General features: G+C 58.0%; 18 protein-coding genes. 11 read left to right on the forward strand and 7 right to left on the reverse strand.

Annotated features, from left to right (window positions below):
- The first annotated feature begins 458 nt into the window (after positions 1–458).
- Positions 459–2,240: a monovalent cation:proton antiporter-2 (CPA2) family protein gene (locus ACA079_RS10865; RefSeq protein ID WP_497703447.1), complete on the forward strand. Its 1,782-nt coding sequence runs from the start codon at positions 459–461 to the stop codon at positions 2,238–2,240.
- Between the two features lie 255 nt (positions 2,241–2,495).
- Here ACA079_RS10865 and ACA079_RS10870 read toward each other — a convergent pair whose 3' ends face one another.
- Together ACA079_RS10870 and ACA079_RS10875 are read right to left on the reverse strand one after the other, a co-directional pair.
- The gene (locus tag ACA079_RS10870) at positions 2,496–2,918 is read right to left on the reverse strand and encodes an MAPEG family protein (protein ID WP_497703448.1); all 423 of its coding nucleotides are present in this window, start codon (positions 2,916–2,918) and stop codon (positions 2,496–2,498) included.
- 81 nt (positions 2,919–2,999) lie between these two features.
- The gene (locus ACA079_RS10875) at positions 3,000–3,953 is read right to left on the reverse strand and encodes a diiron oxygenase (protein WP_497703449.1); all 954 of its coding nucleotides are present in this window, start codon (positions 3,951–3,953) and stop codon (positions 3,000–3,002) included.
- Positions 3,954–4,152: 199 nt separating this feature from the next.
- On the opposite strand from ACA079_RS10875, the gene ACA079_RS10880 reads away from it, so the two are divergent.
- The 6 genes from ACA079_RS10880 (at position 4,153) to ACA079_RS10905 (ending at position 10,560) form a co-directional block, all read left to right on the forward strand.
- Positions 4,153–5,109 carry an AraC family transcriptional regulator gene (locus ACA079_RS10880; RefSeq protein WP_497703450.1) on the forward strand — a complete coding sequence of 319 codons (957 nt, stop codon included), beginning with the start codon at positions 4,153–4,155 and terminating at the stop codon, positions 5,107–5,109.
- 156 nt (positions 5,110–5,265) lie between these two features.
- On the forward strand, positions 5,266–6,012 hold the full coding sequence (locus ACA079_RS10885) for a tetratricopeptide repeat protein (protein WP_497703451.1): 747 nt from the start codon (positions 5,266–5,268) through the stop codon (positions 6,010–6,012).
- A 333-nt stretch (positions 6,013–6,345) separates the two neighbouring features.
- Positions 6,346–7,494 carry an L-threonine dehydrogenase gene (gene yiaY, locus ACA079_RS10890; protein WP_497703452.1) on the forward strand — a complete coding sequence of 383 codons (1,149 nt, stop codon included), beginning with the start codon at positions 6,346–6,348 and terminating at the stop codon, positions 7,492–7,494.
- Positions 7,495–7,619: 125 nt separating this feature from the next.
- A protein-coding gene (locus ACA079_RS10895) for an IS3 family transposase (protein ID WP_497701120.1) occupies positions 7,620–8,842 on the forward strand; the annotation gives its coding sequence in 2 pieces (ribosomal slippage) (positions 7,620–7,971 and positions 7,971–8,842; 1,224 coding nt in all).
- A 713-nt stretch (positions 8,843–9,555) separates the two neighbouring features.
- The gene (locus tag ACA079_RS10900; protein ID WP_497703453.1) at positions 9,556–9,885 is read left to right on the forward strand and encodes a DHCW motif cupin fold protein; all 330 of its coding nucleotides are present in this window, start codon (positions 9,556–9,558) and stop codon (positions 9,883–9,885) included.
- Positions 9,886–9,981: 96 nt separating this feature from the next.
- Positions 9,982–10,560 (forward strand): eCIS core domain-containing protein, encoded by a 579-nt coding sequence (locus ACA079_RS10905; protein ID WP_497703454.1) that lies wholly within the window; start codon positions 9,982–9,984, stop codon positions 10,558–10,560.
- On the opposite strand, the gene ACA079_RS10910 is transcribed toward ACA079_RS10905, so the two are convergent.
- The 5 genes from ACA079_RS10910 to ACA079_RS10930 form a co-directional block, all read right to left on the reverse strand.
- Positions 10,529–11,239, reverse strand: a complete 711-nt coding sequence (locus tag ACA079_RS10910; protein WP_497703455.1) for a class I SAM-dependent methyltransferase — start codon at positions 11,237–11,239, stop codon at positions 10,529–10,531. The genes ACA079_RS10905 and ACA079_RS10910 overlap by 32 nt on opposite strands.
- Positions 11,240–11,324: 85 nt before the next feature.
- The gene (arsH, locus tag ACA079_RS10915) at positions 11,325–12,017 is read right to left on the reverse strand and encodes an arsenical resistance protein ArsH (RefSeq protein WP_497703456.1); all 693 of its coding nucleotides are present in this window, start codon (positions 12,015–12,017) and stop codon (positions 11,325–11,327) included.
- 11 nt (positions 12,018–12,028) lie between these two features.
- On the reverse strand, positions 12,029–12,499 hold the full coding sequence (locus ACA079_RS10920; RefSeq protein WP_497703457.1) for an arsenate reductase ArsC: 471 nt from the start codon (positions 12,497–12,499) through the stop codon (positions 12,029–12,031).
- A 103-nt stretch (positions 12,500–12,602) separates the two neighbouring features.
- Positions 12,603–12,950: a metalloregulator ArsR/SmtB family transcription factor gene (locus tag ACA079_RS10925; RefSeq protein ID WP_497703458.1), complete on the reverse strand. Its 348-nt coding sequence runs from the start codon at positions 12,948–12,950 to the stop codon at positions 12,603–12,605.
- Between the two features lie 99 nt (positions 12,951–13,049).
- Positions 13,050–13,349, reverse strand: coding sequence for a hypothetical protein (locus ACA079_RS10930; RefSeq protein ID WP_497703459.1), 300 nt, complete (start codon positions 13,347–13,349; stop codon positions 13,050–13,052).
- 205 nt (positions 13,350–13,554) lie between these two features.
- On the opposite strand from ACA079_RS10930, the gene ACA079_RS10935 reads away from it, so the two are divergent.
- The 4 genes from ACA079_RS10935 (at position 13,555) to ACA079_RS10950 (ending at position 19,087) form a co-directional block, all read left to right on the forward strand.
- Positions 13,555–14,151, forward strand: a complete 597-nt coding sequence (locus tag ACA079_RS10935) for a DJ-1/PfpI family protein (protein WP_497703460.1) — start codon at positions 13,555–13,557, stop codon at positions 14,149–14,151.
- Between the two features lie 134 nt (positions 14,152–14,285).
- Positions 14,286–15,308, forward strand: coding sequence for a helix-turn-helix transcriptional regulator (locus tag ACA079_RS10940; protein ID WP_497703461.1), 1,023 nt, complete (start codon positions 14,286–14,288; stop codon positions 15,306–15,308).
- A gap of 149 nt (positions 15,309–15,457) precedes the next feature.
- The gene (locus ACA079_RS10945; RefSeq protein WP_497703462.1) at positions 15,458–17,326 is read left to right on the forward strand and encodes an amidohydrolase; all 1,869 of its coding nucleotides are present in this window, start codon (positions 15,458–15,460) and stop codon (positions 17,324–17,326) included.
- Between the two features lie 18 nt (positions 17,327–17,344).
- A complete protein-coding gene (locus tag ACA079_RS10950) occupies positions 17,345–19,087 on the forward strand; it encodes an amidohydrolase (RefSeq protein WP_497703463.1) in 1,743 nt (580 codons plus the stop codon).
- The last annotated feature ends 45 nt before the right edge of the window (positions 19,088–19,132 follow it).

The raw sequence follows: 19,132 nt of genomic DNA on the forward strand, positions 1-19,132 counted from the left end.
GAAAAAAAACCGTATCAGATGGATTTGAGGGTGATCCATTAAAACACTTGTAATTAAGGTGAATGTTGTGGCCAAAGTTCCTTATTCAAGATTCAAGATTCAAGATTCAAGATTCAAGATTCAAGATTCAAGATTCAAGATTCAAGATTCAAGATTCAAGATTCAAGATTCAAGGCCATGCCTACGCACTCGGTATAAATGAAAGAATTGTTAGCCGGCCCTTTACGGTACGGACAGGGAGAAGCTACTGAATTTTTTGTCACCCTTTTAAACGATGCCGGTGTCCTGCACTACACTTCAGGTGCCATTTCTACCCTGGAGAGTTCTTGGTGAACGCTCCGGATATTGTGCTTGGTCCTGAAGAATTTGCGGAACTGAGCGCTCAGATTGAAAGCTCTGCTCAACACGCCTGGCCGTGGACGCATTACCGGTCCTGATGTGGGATGAGGGTCAATGCTATGGCCATTGAAGGCAATGCAGGACAATTATTTGCTGTCGTCACTTTGCTTGCCGCCGCCGTGGTGGCAGTGCCGCTGCTCAAACGCATCGGGCTCGGCTCAGTGGTCGGTTACCTGGCGGCGGGGCTGATAATTGGCCCCTTCGGACTGCAACTGATCAATAACCCCCACACCATCATTGAGGTGGCCGAGTTGGGTGTGGTGATGTTTCTTTTTGTGATTGGACTGGAGACGAAACCCTCGCACCTATGGGATCTGCGTAGGCAGATCTTTGGGCTGGGCAGCCTGCAGGTGGTGGTCTGTGCTTTTCTGCTCACTTTTGTTGGCAGGGCCTTTGGTTTCCCTTGGCAGGTGTCATTTGTGAGTGCGGCGGGTTTTGTACTCACATCCACGGCCATCGTTATGCAAGTCCTCTCGGAACGCGGTGACATCACCGAGCCGAGGGGGCAGCACATAGTGTCCATTTTGCTGTTTGAAGACCTGTTGATAGCGCCTTTACTGGCGGTGGTGGCATTTCTGGCGCCCACTGAATTGGTGCATGAACCCACGTCACCCCTTTGGCAGCGCATAGGTACCGCAGCCCTGTCCTTGGGCGCATTGGTGGCCATCGGATTGTGGCTGCTCAATCCCCTGTTTCGGGTATTGGCCCACGCCAAAGCGCGCGAGGTAATGACTGCCGCTGCGCTGCTGGTTGTGTTGGGAGCAGCGCTACTGATGGAACTCGGCGGCCTTTCTATGGCGATGGGTGCTTTCGTTGCCGGTGTGCTGCTGTCGGAATCCACATTCCGCCACCAGTTGGAGGCCGAAATTGAGCCGTTTCGGGGCCTGCTGCTGGGGCTGTTTTTCCTCGGCGTCGGCATGTCGTTGGATCTGCAAGTGGTGGCCAAGGCCTGGATGCTCATCACCTCTGGTGTGCTGGCGCTGATGGTGGTCAAGGCGCTGTGTATTTATGGGGTCGCACGCCTCGCGAAAAGCCCCCATGGCGAAGCGCTGGATCGCGCCGTGCTTATGGCGCAGGGTGGCGAATTTGCTTTTGTGCTGTTTGCCGAAGCCCTCAAACTCAGGGTCATCAGTCCTGAAGTCAACGCCAATATGACGGCTATTGTGGTGCTCTCCATGGCCATTACGCCGGTGACTTTATTGCTGTACAAACGGTTTGCTCGCGTGCAGACCGTTTCTATGGACGGTGTGGAGGCCGCACACAATCTGCACGGCAACGTACTCATCATCGGTTTTGGCCGTGTGGGTCAGATTGCCTGCCAGGCGCCGCTGGCTCAGGGAGCGAAACTTTCCATAATCGATATAAATCCGGAGGTCATCCGCGCCACGTCACCCTATGGTTTCAAGGTCTATTACGGCGATGGCGCCCGCTCTGACATATTGCACGCTGCTGGCGCCCATCACGCCCGCGCCATCATTGTTTGTGTGAACGATAAAAAAGCTGCGACACGCATTGTCGAAAGTACGCGGCGCTACTGCCCGCAAGTGAAATTGCTAGTGCGCGCTTTTGACCGCGAACATGCGCTGGAATTGGTCAAACACGACGCCGACTATATAGTGCGGGAAACCTTTGAGGCCGCCCTGCTGCTCGGCCGTCAGGCCGTGCTGACTCTGGGTGCTTCGGAGTTCGAAGCCGACGCGGTGATCGACGAGGTGCGCAAACGCGATGCCGAACGTTTTGCCTTGGAAACATCGGGCGGCCTGTTTGCCGGGCGAGCGTTGGTACTGGGGAATATTGAGCGCATTGATCCGCCGAACCATGAAGCGCGGGATGCTCAGTGAGCATCATTAGAGCGGCGGGCGTATCAATTCGCTCTCGGACGCGGCTTTACTCCGAATTGCGGACAGAGAATCCCAATGATCAGTTGAATTGTCCTCGGTTTCGTAGGCACATTCGAGTGTCCGCTCCTGGCCGTTTTCTGTCGGTCGCGCCGAAGATAGTCTGGATCGAATCCAGCCACTGACTCACCAGGGGCGCGTCCGAGCGAAATGTTGATTTGCAGGACCAGGCCTGAATTCATCCCTCTATTCGAGAATTCATGCGCCGTAATAAGCGGCTATAACAATGAGTGCGAGAAAACAGATCAACTGCACGCAAAAGAAGGTAAATCGAACCGCCACGAACGTATCGGTTTGCACATGGGATACGTGAACCAGAGACTGGCACACGCGAGCGATCAAGACGATTACGGACAAGTAGCTCACTGCAGGGCCGTCGACACCAAGGGCTGAAATCACGAACACAATGACGCCAAAGACAGGCAGGTTTTCCACACAGTTCGCGTGTGCTCTTGTCCCGCGCCGATACCAATCCTCGCCTTCGAGCTGACCGCATTGGAAAGAGCCAATCGGAACATTCGAGAACAAGATTCTGACCCAGCGATACACCCCGACGGTTGCCATCAACAGCAGCAAAGTCCAGGTCGCAAATCCAAGCAGCATCCACATCGGAGTCGTCATGGCTGCCATCCTCGATCAATCATTTTCAGCACGTCATTCCACCGTCGCGCGACCGACGCGCGGTCGGTCGCCCCTTGTCGATTAATTACCCATGATGGGTGCCAGTGCGGTCTGAATCCTGGACATCTGTGCTGGTGTTGTCATGCCCGTAAGCAGCCGGCCGAAGTGTGGATGCTGCACGCCCGAGATAATGTATTGCCAGCGGTAGGCGCTCAGCACGGAGGCTTTGATTTGCGCTGTTTCATCAACACTGAATGATCGTGAAACATTGCGAATAAAGTAGTCGGCATCGGAGGCCGATTGTGCCTGCAGGATTGCGTCGACGGCCGCCACCAGCGCAATCAGATCGTTCACTGCCAGGTCGCGCTCGGTTGGCGAGAGTTTCGCGTGCTCCGCCTTCCACTCCAGTTCATCGAGTACAACGTGCCGGCTTTCATCCTTCCAGTGAAATTTGAAGACATCCTTGAAGAGTGGGCACAACTCCTCGCGCGGGGCGATGCTTTGCACGTAGTGCGTCTGAACAAACAGCTCGATATGACAGGTCAGCGCCAGTACCGACCAGGTGCTGGCCGCCAGTACCGCGCGCGCCACATCGTTTGGATCGGCAACTTGACGATATCCCGCTGGCAATTGCGTACCCATCATCGTCTCAATGCGCCGGAACAGCTCCTGATGCTTGATCTCGTCGTTGGAAAAGCGCACCAGCGCTTCGAGTGCGAGCTGATCGTCAAAGACATGGGCCCGACCTTGATCGAGCATTTTGGCACTGATAAAACGCTCGACCAGGCCAAAGATATACGCATAGGTTCGGCCCTGAATCTGGCTAAGCAGGCGCGCCTCGTCCGCGGCGAGAAAGGTCAGGCGGTCGATCCGCGATAGTCCGTCGGGCAAGAATTTGCGCGAGAAGTCGAAGCTGCGGTCCTGTAGCAAATCGCGATCGATCTGCCATTCCGCTTTCTTCGATGATCTGACGATTTGAGCATAACGGGCGGCGTTGCCCGAATCTGAGCGGGGTAGGGTAACGGCGGTGTTCATATTGATCTCCGGCTTCCATGGTCGAGTTGGAATGGGCCAATTACGGTTAACGCGGGAGTCAATGACCATCGGTGAAGCGTCTGGGGATCGTCTCGATCACTGTGTCCGCGTTGGTGCTAATCTGGGCCTTGCAGTTCAGGCGGTGAATGACCAGTGCGCCTGATTACATGCTCCGGACTCCGGAAAGGAGGGCTGGCAATTGTTGGATGCGCTATCTGATGTATTGCGTGTGATTCGGCTGTCTGGAGGGGTCTTCCTTGAGGCGGAATTCACTGCGCCCTGGTGCGTCAGCGGAAGAATCTCTGCAGACGATTGCAAACCGTTCCTGGCGGCGCCTCGACATATCATTGCGTCGCATTTTGTCGCGGCGGGGCACATGCAATTGCGAATCGACGATGGCGCCCCCCTCGACGTACGGGCAGGCGAACTGATTTTGCTTCCTCGCAATGACGTTCATACATTTGGCAGTGATCTAGGCATTGCCCCCATGTCGGCGCGCGAAGTTATTCAGCCGCCGGAAGTCGGCGGCATTTCACGAATCAAGTACGGCGGGGGCGGCGAGGCGACACAGTTATTGTGCGGATTCCTCGGCTCTGAAACACCGTTCAGTCCGTTGCTTTCGTCGCTGCCATCCTTATTGAAGTTAGACGTGCGCGCGACGGCTTCTGGAGCCTGGATTGAAAGCTCATTCCGTTTCGCTGTCAGTGAGATCGCGGCGGGGCGCGTCGGCTCGACAACGGTCATCGCCAAGCTATCCGAATTGCTGTTCGTCGAAGCCGTCAGCCAATATGTCGCGAACCTCCCGGCTGAGCGGCGCGGGTGGCTGGCGGGTTTGCGCGATCCGCATATCGGGCGCGCACTGGCGCTGCTCCATGCTCGTCCAACCGAGGGCTGGACGGCAGAAGCCCTGGCGCTTGAAGTGGGCATGTCGCGTTCGGTATTCGCGGAGCGATTCACGGCATTGGTCGGACAGCCACCGATGCAATACCTGACGCTCTGGCGTATGCACGTGGCGGCTCAACACCTGCGCGAAGGTCGCGGTAATGTGGCGCAAATCGGCTTTGCAGTTGGCTACGAATCCGAAGCTGCATTCAGTCGCGCATTCAAACGCCAGTTCGGCACATCCCCCGGCACCTGGCGCAGACAATCAGCATGAGAAGGCTGCGGATTCCACGCCATCCGCGGTGCCCGTTGCGGCGGGAACTTCAGGGTACTGGCCAGGTCAACAGGGGCCCTGTATCGGCGATGCCGAGCAGCGCTGGTGGCCTGTTTTACGGCAGTGCCGTCCTAGATCAGCCGAGTCCGCCCCCTGATGCCAACCAAGAGTTTTCTGCCGGGTCTCATCCTGGCGTTCTGCGCCGTCGCGTCGCTTTGCTCGGTTGCTGCCGAACGAAGCGCGCCCTCGCAAAGTAACAGCGCATCAACCACGCTAATCGAAACCGCCTCGCGGCAGTATGAAAATGGCCAGTTGGACCAAGCCGCTGCCACGCTGGAGCGAGCCCTGCATATCCAGCCGAACAATCCCGCGACGCTGCATTACCTTGGTGTGTTGCGTCTTCAGCAGGGGCAGTACCAGCAGGCAGAAACGTTGGCGGCGCGCTCGAACATGCGGGTGGGTCGCAACGTCGAGTTACGCAACCGCAACTTCCAATTGATCCAGGCGGCGCAGCAGGCCAAGGCTTCGGGTACCTCACCCAACGCCAAAGAGGACCTGGTCGCAGTACAGAAGGGGCTCGAAGAGGAGGCCAAAAGGCGCCGCGAAGCAGAAATGGCCGCTGCCGAACAACCCAACGCTGGCAACTTCGCTGGCGCAAAGGCAGAGAGCGTATCGGATTCGCCGACGGCTGGCAGGCTACGGCCCGAAGGAGAATTGCCAGTGGCTTCCGCCGAGCCAGAGCCCGCGTACGATGAGGTTGCGATTCCCCGCGGCCATTGGCCGCCTCCGGGTAAATGCCGAATCTGGTTTCCTGATCGCCCGCCCGGGCATCAGCCCAAACCCGGCAAATGCAAGAAGCTGCGATATCGGGTTCCGTCAGGAGCCTACCTGGTGCGCGGTTGAGTTTCTGAGTGTCTGGTTATAAAGGTTCAACAGGTCTCGCGCCGGACTTGTCGGCGCGCACTACCTCCCAGTACTAAAGGAGGTGCCAGTGAAAGCTAAAGGACCATTCCAGTCTGGCGTCATAGGTTTAGGGTTAATCCCCTGATCAAAAGATACCGGCTGCGATGGCCCATCCACCTCTGCATCTTAAAACACTGTTCGCCTGAACACTTGATGCAGCACCTCTCCCGCTGAACTTCGTCAATGATGACAGTCAGCCCCGCCTCACAGCCTGCGATATGACTAGAAGACCTCACCTGATTTCCGGGTCTCCAGAATAAAAGAGGATTTATCATGAGCAGCACCTTCTTCATTCCATCCGTGAACATGATGGGCATTGGCAGTCTCGACGAAGCGATGCTCGCAATCCGCAAATATGGTTTCCGTAAAGCCTTGATTGTCACTGATGCAGGCCTGGCCAAAGCCGGCGTGGCCGCCAAGGTAGCCAGTCTTCTGGCTCAGCAGGACATCAACTCCACCCTGTTTGATGGCGCCAAACCGAATCCGACGGTCAGCAATGTCGAGAAAGGCCTCGAACTGCTTAGCCGTAGCGACTGTGATTTCATTATTTCCCTGGGCGGCGGTTCACCCCATGACTGCGCCAAGGGGATTGCCCTGTGCGCCGCAAACGGCGGGCACATCAGTGATTACGAAGGCGTGGATCAATCCGCCAAGCCACAGATGCCGTTGATCGCGATCAATACCACCGCCGGAACGGCGAGTGAAATGACCCGTTTCTGCATCATTACCGACGAAGTCCGGCACGTGAAAATGGCCATCGTCGACCGTAACGTCACCCCACTGTTGTCGGTCAACGATCCTTCGCTGATGGCAGGCATGCCCAAAGGCCTGACCGCCGCCACCGGCATGGACGCGCTGACCCACGCTGTCGAAGCCTACGTGTCGACTGCGGCAACGCCGATCACCGATGCCTGTGCACTCAAGGCCGTGGAATTGATCTCGGCCAACCTGCGCACTGCCGTTGCCCAGGGTGACGACATGACCGCCCGGGAAAATATGGCCTACGCGCAATTTCTTGCCGGCATGGCCTTCAACAATGCTTCGCTGGGCTATGTCCACGCCATGGCGCACCAACTGGGTGGGTTCTACGACCTGCCCCACGGTGTCTGTAATGCGATCCTGCTGCCCCATGTCGCCAGCTTCAACGCCAGCGTATGCCCGGCCCGGTTTAAAGACATCGCCAACGCAATGGGTGTCGACACCCAGCATCTGGATGCGGAAAAAGGCGCCGCTGCGGCCATCACCGCCATCCGTAAACTGTCTTCGGATGTCGGTATTCCGAGCGGCCTCGCCGAGCTGGGCGCCAAGGCCGACGATATCCCGATCCTGGCAACCAATGCCATGAAGGATGCCTGCGGCTTTACCAATCCGCGTCCTGCCAATCAGGACGAGATCGAGCAGATTTTCCATACCGCGATGTAACCGATGTGAAGTGACGCCAGCCAGATCAAAAGCCCCGCCTTCGGTTGAAGTGCGGGGCTTTTTTTTGGTTCTTGTCCCGTCCTGAATAAGGTTTACACCTTCTGGCTTCTTATCAGGAAGGTGCAATGGACACGGGCACGAAGCGAAGTCAGCGTGATTACACGCTGGCTTTTAAATTATCGGTTGTCGACCAGGTCGAAAAAGGCGAGTTGAGTTATAAAGAGGCTCAGCGGCGCTATGGGATTCAGGGTCGGTCGACGGTGTTGGTTTGGTTACGCAAACATGGTCGCCAGGACTGGAGCCAAGGCGCCTCCATTCGCTCCCAGAGGATCAGACCTATGGACGAGCCAACCTTGCCAATGACTCCCGAGCAACGAATCAAAGAACTCGAGGAACAACTGGCGCTGGCAAATCAGAAAGCCCAATTCTTTGAAGCCGTGGTCGATGTTCTGAAGAATGACTACGGCGTATCTATTGTAAAAAAGCGACCCGGCAAGTCGTTGCGCAAACCCAAACTCTGAGTGTCAGCAAGGCTTGCCAATTTATGGGGATAAGCCGTCAGGCCTATTACAAACGCAACCGGGTCTACCGGGATCGGGCCGACCAGGATCAGCAGCTCATAACGTTTGTACAGAAGATCCGTGCCCGCCAACCGTGCATCGGCACTCGGAAGCTGCATTCGATGATGCATGAGCAGCGTGAGCAACAGGCGCTCCATGTTGGCCGGGATCGTCTGTTCGCGGTTTTGCGGGAAAGCCGCCAGTTGGTCCGCCGAAAACGGGCGTATCACAAGACGACCGACAGCCATCATCGCTTCCGCCGACACCCTAATCTGCTGAAACCAAGCCCGGAACAAATAGTCGCTACCGGCCCGGAACAGGTCTGGGTGGCCGATATTACGTACCTGCCTACCCGTGATAGCGTTGCCTATTTGAGTTTGGTGACGGATGCCTTTTCGAGAAAAATAGTCGGCTATCACGTGCACGAAAGTCTGCACACCAACTCCGTGGTGCAAGCCTTTCGAATGGCGTTGAAGCGACGTCGAAGCGTTCAGAAGCTAGTCCATCACTCGGATCGAGGCGCGCAGTACTGCTCGGCCCTTTATCAAGAAGTGCACGTAAAACATGGCATCACTTGCTCGATGACCGACGGCTACGACTGCTACCAAAACGCCTTGGCCGAGCGGGTCAACGGCATCTTGAAAACAGAGTTCTTGATCCACCGACCTGCGGATTTCGCGCAGGCCACGCAGATGGTGCGAGAGGCGGTCAGGATCTACAACCAGGAACGGCCGCACCTGTCCTTAAAATACAAAACGCCCGATGCGGTGCATCGGGCGTTGGGGTGAAACAGGTGTAAACCTATTTCAGGACTAGACATCTTCACGGGTTACTCGACTTTGAACCCCTGCAAGCCCTGTAGCGCTGCCTGGGCCGATTGCTGCCTGTCGCGAGCGGCTGCAAACTACCGAGGCTGTGTGAAAACTCACTGAATACGTCGAAAGCCAAGTCTGTTAGACCACAACACGTATTTCATTTCAGTTCCGTTCTTATTTCGGTTCCGGGCACGAAATATATACTGGGATCACTGACCTTCTTCATGTCAATTAAGGCTCGGCAAATGCAATGTGAGAATTGTTTCTGCAACGTTTCGGGGTCTTTCCATGCCATCTGTGATGATTGCAATTGTTGTCCCTCGGACGATTTATAGCAGACACAATTGTCAAGTCGGGTGATGCCGTTATCATTTGTGCTCTGACAAGCAGTGGTAAGCAACGAGATCGCTATGAGCATTACGAAGCGTTTCATTGGCTCCCCTCCGAGGCTGTTGTGAAGGGCTAACTCTAAATAGGCCGCAGTGGGGTGATAAGCCCGACATTAGAAGGAAGCTTAGCTCTCATTTTCCATCGCTCCATCCACTGGTTGCTTTTGGCCGAAAACTGCCTCTGGCTAGCATGCTTGAGTGGGCGCCTGTATCTCATAAATGCGGAGCATCTGTGTCTATCGAAAGTAGTACTGGATGGGTACGGTCCACAGACACTCCTTCATTGATGAGGCAACGATGGAACTGACGGCTGTTCCCTTTGGTACGACCGATTGGTCGACTGTCGAACCTGTACAGCATCTTGGACAGACGGGTACCGCCTATTGGCGAACCTGCCAGTTTGGTTCAACGCGTGTACGGATGGTTGAATACAGTCCCGGATATCTGGCCGATCACTGGTGCTGGAGAGGTCATATCCTGTTGTGCCTGGAAGGCGAGTTGCACACGGAGCTGGAGGATGGTCGTCAGTTCACGCTCACCGCCGGGATGAGCTATCAGGTGGGCAGCAACGCTGAGGGGCATCGATCTTTCAGCACCACCGGTGCCAAGTTGTTCGTCGTGGATTAACGCTGGGGCGCTTGGTTCGGGACTACGCTAAAGCCATGCGGATCGTCGATCAATGGTGAACCACTGTTCGCGCTGCGTCCGTCCCTGGAGCGCCCAATGTCGCCCATCACCACGCGCCTGGTGGCGCTGTTTGTTCTTTGCCTGACTCTTGAAGTGCCAGCCCAGACCAACGCCTGCCCACCTGGCGAGAAACAAGTGTGCCTGGACGGCTGCATCTGCCTGCCAGACATGGTGCCCGATGGCATCTACCAGATCGCGGCACCTGCCTTGGCGCTGTGGCTGACCCAAGCCCGCGCTGAAGCAGCCAACGCCGGCATCCAACCCATTCCACCGCACATCCGGGAACAACTGCTGCGCTGGTACGACCCCAACGTCCTCGATACCGCGCGCTATAAAGTGAGCGACAACGGCCAATTCAACGCCGCCAATGTCATGCTGCAAAACCCCGATGTCGGTGCCGTGACGCTGATCGACATCATCCTCTTCCGGGACGCTCAAACCGCAGAACAGGACATCGCGCTCTGGGCTCACGAATTGAAGCATGTGCAGCAGTATCAGGAATGGGGGGTAGAAGGATTTGCCCAGCGGTATACACAGGATTTCAATGCTGTGGAGGCGCCGGCTTATGCCATACAGGCTGAGGTCAGGCGGTCGGTGCGGGAAGGGACTTACTGAAGAGTAGCGAACCCCGCTGCTCGGCCACCAACAGCAATGACTGCGGCACAGGACTTTGTGGGTGCTGCGGCTCCTGGAGGGCGGCCAGCTGAAAACCGGCCATGTCCAGCGCATTGAGCCAACTGGACAAGGAGCGGAAATACCACGGCATGGGTTGCCATTGTCCCTTGAACCCAGTGAAGGTCTCTTCCCGCCAACCATCCTGATAGTCGCCCGCCGCCGCGGTCCACGGATGCAGCGTCTGAATCACCAGCGCGCCGCCAGGGGCGAGCAGGGCGTTCATGGCGGCGAGCAGCGGGATGATGTCCTGGTGCAGCAGGGCGAAGTTGGCGCAGATCAGGTCGTAGTCGCGGCCGATGTCCACCTTCGCCTCCACCAACGCTTCATAGCTCGCCAGATGCACCGGCGAAGAGCCCGCCGCCCGCGCCGCCTCGACCAGCGTCGCATCGCCATCCACACCGACCGCCTCGATGCCCCGTTCAGCCAGCGCGCGCAACAACCAGCCCTCGCCGCAACCCAGGTCGAGCACGCGCTCGGGCTGGCGGCCCAGCACCGCCAGCAGGATTGCCTGGTCGGTGACCTTGAGGCGGCTTTCGATGGCGCCGGTACGGACGGCTTCGATCCAGGATTGGGCGTTGTGGTGCCAACTGTTGAGGAGGGTGGATTCGGGGGCGGGCATATCGGTGACCGGAGTTGTTGGTTGGATAGAAGGATAGGACAAGTGCGGGTGGATCGCGGACGCTTTACTGGCTTCATCCCAGCTTTCAAATCGACCGTTGATTCACACGCTGAGTCAGTTCTTCCGCTGACTCTTTGCGTTCGGAGTAGCGATCAACCAGATCCGGGCGCTCGCGCAGCAGCAGCGTGAACTTCACCAGTTCTTCCATGACGTCGACCACCCGGTCATACAGCGAGGACGGTTTCATGCGGTTGCCTTCGTCAAACTCCAGATAAGCCTTCGGCACGGAAGATTGATTAGGGATCGTGAACATACGCATCCAGCGTCCCAGCACGCGAAGCTGATTCACCACGTTAAAGGATTGGGAACCGCCGCTGACCTGCATGACGGCGAGTGTTTTTCCTTGGGTCGGGCGAACGGCGCCCAGGGCCAGCGGCACCCAGTCAATCTGGGCCTTGAATACGGCAGACATGGAGCCATGGCGCTCGGGTGAACACCAGACCTGTCCTTCAGACCATTGCATCAGCTCAAGCAATTCCTGAACTTTCGGGTGATCGTTGGGGGCGTCATCCGGTAGCGGTAGTCCCGATGGATTGAAGATCCGCGTCTCGGCACCGAAGTGTTCGAGCAGACGGGCTGCTTCTTCGACCAGCAGCCGACTGAATGACCGTGCGCGGGTCGACCCGTACAGCAACAGGATTCGTGGCTTGTGTCGGCCGTCGTCACTGGCAATGGGCTGAATCAATGACGCGTCGAGATTAGGCAGTGAGTGGGTCATGGGGGCTCCCGTTACAGTGTGCTGATGCGGTCGAGTTCGCGTTTCAATGCATCGCGATCAAGTTGGGCGAAGGGCAGGGCGAGGAACGCCCGGCAGCGTGTTTCGATGCGCGCAAGCGTCGAGTGGAATGCAGCGGCGACGACCGCCTCATCACCCTTCACCTCTGATGGATCCTCCAATCCCCAATGGGCCTTCAAAGCCGGCCCGAAGTAGACCGGGCAGGCCTCACCGGCGGCCTTGTCGCAGACGGTGATGACAATGTCCGGCGGGTTGGCTTCGAAGGCGTCGTTACCTTTGCTGCTTAACCCGTCGATCGCAATCCCGGCCTCTTGCAACGTCGTCAGGCTGCGCGGCAGAACCTGCCCTTTGGGGAAGCTGCCGGCGCTGATCGCCTGGAAACCTTGCGGTGCGAGATGATTGAACATTGCTTCGGACAAAATGCTGCGACAGCTATTGGCGGTACACATGAACAGAACGCGCATGGCGACTCCTCTTTCCAGACGGGCAGGTGTTAAACGCCCAGGCGCAAGGCCAGGGCAGATAAGGTGATGAACAGAATCATGAGCAGTCTCGACGGGTGATGGGTCAGCAGCAGGCGGCAGTGTTGATAGGGCGGTCGCCCATCGCTTTGAGTCGAGTGCTGTTTTCCTTAAGCCAGTCGGCGTTGGCTTCCAGCGTGGTCTCAAGAATGGTGCGAACCCACTTTGGCAGTTCGGGGTTGAGCCGGTAATACACCCACTGACCCTGACGGCGGTCGAGAAGTAGGCCGCATGTCCGGAGCTGTGCGAGGTGGCGGGAGATTTTGGGCTGACTGTCGTTCAGGGCGCAGACCAGTTCGCAAACGCATAACTCTCCCTCACGGGTGATCAGCAAGGTTGCCCGCGTGCGAGTTTCGTCGGACAGGCATTTGAATACGGCGGCAGGGTTCAGCATGGGGGCGTCTTCAATGCATGTGGTTATCCGAATATACGGTTATCCATATGTATTGAGCAAGCCAGAATCAGATCGACGTCAGTAAGACGACCTGTCGGATTAATTTTTGCACTCCGCCAACACCACTTTGCAGGTATCGGGCGTGCCGCCGGATCGGCCGGCATAGCGTATGCAATTATCCAGGGATTTTTTGCGGGCCATGTTCAAGGTGGAGCCCCAAGCCAGGCCGCCCTCGCCGGCAGTGGGTAGCGCTTTTGCATAGCAGCTGTCACCTATGCTTGAGGCCGAATAGCGAGCTGTCGCAGCTTTACCTGCACATCCCGCTGCCAGCGCCAGGTTGATGGCGAGCAGGGAGGGCAGGATCCATGACGAGCATTGGTGCGCTGTTTTTCCGGTCATCTCATTTCCCCTGTATCAAGAGGCTAGAGGCGTGTCTTCTCCGACTGCTGATTGGATCTGGAGAGTTCATAACGCTGACGTTATCAGAAAACGGGCCTCAATAATCTGAGGCATGTTGTTATGTATCCATGACGATTATTTGAGTGAATTGATTATCGATTTTACGATGGCGGCACACACCATCTGCACTGGCACGAGGCTCCCAATGCACATCGCCATCCTGACTTTCGAAGGTTTCAACGAACTCGACTCGCTGATCGCGCTCGGCATCCTCAACCGGGTCCAGCGGCCCGGCTGGCGGGTATCTATCGCCAGCCCCACGGACAAGGTGCTGTCGATGAACGGTGTGCTGATCGAGGCACAGACTTCGCTAGAGGACGCATGCGGCGCGGACGCTGTTCTGGTGGGTAGCGGGAGAAAGACCCGGGACGTCGTTGCTGACGCCGCGCTGATGTCTCGTCTGAAACTCGACCCGACGCGCCAGCTACTGGGCGCTCAGTGCTCTGGCACGCTCATACTTGCCAAGCTGGGCCTGCTGGACGACGTTCCGGCCTGCACGGACTTGACCACCAAGCCGTGGGTCGAGGAGGCCGGTGTGGCGGTGCTCAATCAGCCGTTCGTGGCCAAGGGAAATGTCGCAACCGCCGGCGGGTGCCTGTCATCGCAGTATCTGGCCGCCTGGTTCATCGCCCGCCTGGAAGGCGTCGAGGCTGCACGTAATGCGATTCATTATGTGGCGCCGGTGGGAGAGAAGGAGATCTATGTGACGCGAGCGATGGCGAACATTTCGTCGTTCCTTTAAAGCTCACCGGGACCGTTTGTTGCGGGAGTTGCCAGTCCAGAATTCTCCCTCAACAACACCGCTCGCTGGACGCCATAACCGCGCCTATGGCATCGTCTAAAAAAATACGTCATGTAGTAAACAGGATAAAAACAATGGAGGAGGGTGATGAGGTCGGCGCCAAGGCGTCGATGGCCACGCTGACCGCGTTCAATCATTGCGTGTTGCACCTGGGTCGGCTTGCCCGAGATCGCGGCGCCTCCCAATTTATTGCCGACGGTTTGCAGGCATTCAGCCAACTGGTGCCCTTCGCGTCAGCCTGGTGGGGCGAGATGTCTGCGTCAGGCGTCAATGCGCCTCCCAAAAGCTGGATGCACGGGCGGATCAATCTGCCTGAGTCGTTTGCCGTCGAATGGCACAAAGTGGCGGTCAGCGACAGATTTTCCCAGGAAACCTTAAGTCAGCCCGGGGAAGTTGTGCGCGACAGTGGGTTCACCGATCCCTGCGAAGAGGTGAACGATTTCGCACGGCGGCACGACCTCTACCACTTGATGTGCATCACCTTCGAGTTACCCGAAAGCGGCTTGATGTTCTTCGTCTGTCTCTACCGTGGCAGTGATGCTGCGGCGTTCAATGACAGCGAGGCCGGGTTGTTTTCGGCGTTCTGCGACCATCTGTTGCAGCTGTGGCGCTTTCAGGTGCAGGACATGATTCGCTTCGACACGGGCAACGGGGCGACTGACTTCGGGGTCGCCCGGATGGACGGCAGTCTGCTGTACGTCGGCGCAAGTCTATGCGCCGCCATTCAACGCGAGTTGCCCGGCTGGAGTGGTTCAATGCTTCCCGTTGATGTCATCGCACAACTGCAAAAAGCGCCGTGTGTGATTCGCCTCGGTCGTTGTGCGCTGACGCTGAGTCCTAACGCCGAGCACGTCATCCTGTCACTCGAATCACAGTCGCGCGGGGCAGTGCTGGCGCCACGCGAGCGCACGGCTGCGATGCTGTTCGCCGCCGGCCATTCCTATAAGGAAATTGCCAAAATCCTTGCACTGAGTCCGGCCACAGTGCGCACCTATCTGCGCAACTGCTACTTGCAACTCGGCGTGAAGAGCAAAGTGGAACTGGGTTCTGCCCTGCGTTCACCGACGTCGCTTGCGCAGGCAACGCGCCGCGAATAACCCCCTGTATTTCAACTAATTGCCTTACCCCTCCTCATTTGTGGAGGTCCATCCGACCGCCGCGCTCTATAGGGTATGCCCTGCATATCAGGGGCTTGCGACCGTCCGTTCGGGCCACTTCCAAAACTATAAAAATAGAGGTGAGGCAGTTGAAATTTTCCAGGCTATTTATCGCCGTTGCCGCGACAACGGCATTTTCCTGCGTGGCGCTGGTGGGGTGTCAGACACACGCTTCGACAGGCGCCGACATGGTCATGCGCAACGGCTATGTCTACACCGTCGACGGCAATAATTCCGTGCAGCAGGCGATCGCCGTCACGGGCGGGAAGATCGTTTATGTCGGCAGTGATGCAGGGGTTTCCTCGTACATCGGCACGCAGACACAGCTGATCGATCTGGCCGGCCGCATGGTGATGCCGGGCTTCATCGATGCGCACATGCATCCGGGGGATGGAGGCCGCGCCATGACCTTGTGCGACCTGAAATACCAGACGATGACCCGCAAGGCTTTCCAGGAAACCATTCAGGCGTGCCTGGATGCCGACAAGGACAAGGGCCCCGATGTCTGGCTCGAAGTGGGCAGCTGGGACCGCATTGGCATGACCGGACTCGACGGCGACCCCGACAAATCGACACTGGACGCGCTCAAGACCAACCGTCCAATTCAAGTCCGATCCACCGACTTCCATACGGTGCTGACTAACTCGCGCGGTCTGCAAGTGGCCGGCATCAACAAGCAAACGGCCAATCCCGGTGACGGCAAGTACATGCGCGACAGCGCCGGCAACCCGAACGGCATCTGTGAAGACGGAGCCGCCGAGGCCATGGCCGCCGTGGTGCCGCCCGCCACTGATGCAGAGAAACTCAATCAGACCCGCGCGGCGCTCGACGCCATGCGCCAGCAAGGCATCACCAGTTTCTTCGATGCCTTGTCGGGGCCGGAGAACGGCAAAGCGTTTACCACCCTGCAGCAGTCGGGTGAGCTGACGGCCCGGGCCTTGTTGGCGATCAAACTCGACCCTGCGGCTGCCACGGCAGACCCGGCGAAGACCATCGCCGAAGCCAAGGCGTTGGCTGATACCTACGACCAGGGCGAAGCAAAAGTAGCGCCGGGCGTGAGCATGCGCCACGTCAAATTGTTCATGGACGGCATCATCAACGCGCCAGCGGATACGGGTGCAATGTTGACGCCGTACCTGCGCAACGCCGGTACCGATACGGCGCCGAAGTGGACTCCCGGCAAGAACACCGGCGAGCTTTACTTCCCGCCGCAAGTGCTCAACCCGCTGCTGCTGAAGGCCGTTCAGGCCGGCCTCGATCCGCACCTTCACGCTACCGGAGACCGCGCGGTGCGTGACTCACTGAACGGCATCGAATACGTGCGCCAGCAACTGCCCGGCAATGGCTTCCGCCCGGCCATTACTCACAACGAGTCGGTGGACCCTGCCGACTATGCGCGCTTCAAGGCGCTCGACGTGACCGCCAACATGTCCTTCCAGTGGGCCCAGCAGGCACCGTCTACGGTTGACGGCACCAACGAGCATCTGGGGGCTGCGCGATTTTCCCGCATGGAGCCATCGGGCAGCATCGCCCGTGCCGGCGGCCGCGTTGCGTATGGCAGCGATTGGCCCGTCGACCCGCTCGACGAGTTCCTCGCGCTGAAGATCGGTGTCACCCGTTCAGGCGATCCGCTGAACCCGCACAGCTACGGCCCCAAGTATGCGGGCAGGCTGAATGCCGACCCGGCGTTGTCGCGCACTGAAGTGCTGCGCACCATCACCATGAACGCTGCCGAGCAGCTGAAACTGGACGCTGTTGTCGGTTCGGTCGAGGTCGGCAAGTTCGCCGACTTGATCGTACTGGACAAGAACTTCATGCAGGTCCCCGAGGAGGAGTTGGCCCGCAATAACGTGCTGCTGACGGTCGTGGGTGGCCAGGTCGTGTGGGCCAAGGCGCCGTTCGTTGGTCTTGATCCGAAGGCGTTGTCCCAGGCATCAGCCACCCGCCCTGCTCAATAAAAACAAGAGAGTGTTCCGATGCAGCGATTTATTCCAAACCTGTTGGCCGCAGCCCTGGCTTTTTCTTCGGTGCAAGCCATGGCCGCCGCTGACCTTGTGTTGTTCAACGGCAAGGTCTTCACCGCCGAACCCGGTCAGGGACTGGTCCAGGCAGTGGCCGTGCAAGATGGCAAGATTCTCAAAGTGGGCAGTAATGCCGAGATCAACGCCCTGGCCGACACCGGCACGCAACGGATCGATCTGGCGGGCAAGGTGCTGATGCCGGGAATGATTGATACCCACAGTCACCCGGTGGTGGCGGCCTTCGACAGCATGGGGGCCAACCTGCTGGATGAAGTCAAACCGTTGCCGGAGCTTGAACAGTGGATTATCGAACAGGATCAGGCGGGTATTGCCCGTGCCGGTGATGTGATCAGCATCGCCGGGGTCAGTTCGGCCTATTGGGACAAGAGTCGTGAGCTGGGCCAGCGCTTCAATCAGGGACGCTGGGCGGATCAACCGGTGGTCCTCAGCGGGATCGACGGGCACACCGGCTGGGCCAACAACGCCATGCTCAAGCGCCTGAAGATCGACGCGGCGCTGGTAAAAGGACTTTCGGAACAGGACCGCAGCTTTGTGGGTCACGATGCGGACTTCACCCCCAATGGTTATTTTGCCGAGTCTCGCTGGGACCAGGTACGCAGCCAGATCCCCGCGCCCAGCGATGAGATCATGTTGAAAGCCGCCCGCGAGGCGGTGAAGGTCAATAATCAATACGGCGTCACCGCCTGGATGGACGCGGCGGCGAATGCCGGCAGTGGCGATTCGCTGTTCGATTTCAAGGCAACCGAGCAGAGTTACGGCGTGCTGCCGCTTTACCGCGAACTGGCAGAGAAGGGTGAGCTCAATGCCCACGTCGCCGCGCTGCTGTTGGCCAACCCGAAAAGCCGACCGGCCGACCTCGAAGTGCTAGCCAAGGTCATGAAGAAATTCGAGGGTGTGCCCAACCTGAGTTTTCCAGGCATCAAGGTATTCGCTGACGGCGTTCTCGAGTTTCCGGGGCAGACCGCCGCGGTGATCGTTCCCTTCAAGAACAGCCATAAAAACGGTCAACTGCTGATCGACCCCGCGCACTTCGGTGAGTTGGTCGTGGCAGCGGAGAAGCGCGACTGGATCGTGCACATGCATGCGGTCGGCGACCGTGCGGTGCGTGAATCACTCAATGGTTTTGCCTACGCGCGCAAACTCAACCCGACACCGGTGGCTCATAGCATCAGCCACCTGCAACTGGTCAACCCGAAGGAGTTTCCGCGCTTCAAGCAACTTGGCGTGATCGCTTCCATGCAATTGCTGTGGGCCACCGGCGAGAGTTACACCGTCGAGCTCGTCAAACCCTATATCAGCGCGTTTGCCTACGGTTATCAGTATCCCGCCAAGTCCTTGCATAACGCCGGTGCGGTCATCGCCGGTGGCAGTGACTGGCCGGTATCCAGCCCCAATCCATGGAACGCCATCGCTCAGGCCAGCACGCGCAAAGGGCCGCTGGGCGTGTTGAATGCCAAGGAAAGCATCGATCGCCAGACCATGTTCTACGCCTACACGCTCAATGCAGCCAAGGCCCTGCGCCTGGAACAGCAGATTGGTTCGCTGACACCCGGCAAACAGGCCGACCTGATCATCCTCGACCGCGATGTCTTCAAGGTCAGCGATGACGAACTGTTCGACACCAAGGTCCTGAAGACCTTCTTCGCCGGCAAAGAGGTGTACGCCCCCGCGTCCTGACCCTCCGTTCACCCGCACCACGCAAAAGACGCCTGGCTCCTCGCA

It is taken from the genome of Pseudomonas sp. LBUM1645 (assembly GCF_059716185.1).

Bases quoted from the DNA above. Each gene is read 5' to 3' on its own strand.
- ACA079_RS10865 (WP_497703447.1), top strand. From the start codon at position 459: ATGGCCATTGAAGGCAATGCAGGACAATTATTTGCTGTCGTCACTTTG.
- ACA079_RS10870 (WP_497703448.1), bottom strand. From the start codon at position 2,918: ATGACGACTCCGATGTGGATGCTGCTTGGATTTGCGACCTGGACTTTG.
- ACA079_RS10875 (WP_497703449.1), bottom strand. From the start codon at position 3,953: ATGAACACCGCCGTTACCCTACCCCGCTCAGATTCGGGCAACGCCGCC.
- ACA079_RS10885 (WP_497703451.1), top strand. From the start codon at position 5,266: ATGCCAACCAAGAGTTTTCTGCCGGGTCTCATCCTGGCGTTCTGCGCC.
- yiaY (WP_497703452.1), top strand. From the start codon at position 6,346: ATGAGCAGCACCTTCTTCATTCCATCCGTGAACATGATGGGCATTGGC.
- ACA079_RS10900 (WP_497703453.1), top strand. From the start codon at position 9,556: ATGGAACTGACGGCTGTTCCCTTTGGTACGACCGATTGGTCGACTGTC.
- ACA079_RS10905 (WP_497703454.1), top strand. From the start codon at position 9,982: ATGTCGCCCATCACCACGCGCCTGGTGGCGCTGTTTGTTCTTTGCCTG.
- ACA079_RS10910 (WP_497703455.1), bottom strand. From the start codon at position 11,239: ATGCCCGCCCCCGAATCCACCCTCCTCAACAGTTGGCACCACAACGCC.
- arsH (WP_497703456.1), bottom strand. From the start codon at position 12,017: ATGACCCACTCACTGCCTAATCTCGACGCGTCATTGATTCAGCCCATT.
- ACA079_RS10920 (WP_497703457.1), bottom strand. From the start codon at position 12,499: ATGCGCGTTCTGTTCATGTGTACCGCCAATAGCTGTCGCAGCATTTTG.
- ACA079_RS10925 (WP_497703458.1), bottom strand. From the start codon at position 12,950: ATGCTGAACCCTGCCGCCGTATTCAAATGCCTGTCCGACGAAACTCGC.
- ACA079_RS10930 (WP_497703459.1), bottom strand. From the start codon at position 13,349: ATGACCGGAAAAACAGCGCACCAATGCTCGTCATGGATCCTGCCCTCC.
- ACA079_RS10935 (WP_497703460.1), top strand. From the start codon at position 13,555: ATGCACATCGCCATCCTGACTTTCGAAGGTTTCAACGAACTCGACTCG.
- ACA079_RS10940 (WP_497703461.1), top strand. From the start codon at position 14,286: ATGGAGGAGGGTGATGAGGTCGGCGCCAAGGCGTCGATGGCCACGCTG.
- ACA079_RS10950 (WP_497703463.1), top strand. From the start codon at position 17,345: ATGCAGCGATTTATTCCAAACCTGTTGGCCGCAGCCCTGGCTTTTTCT.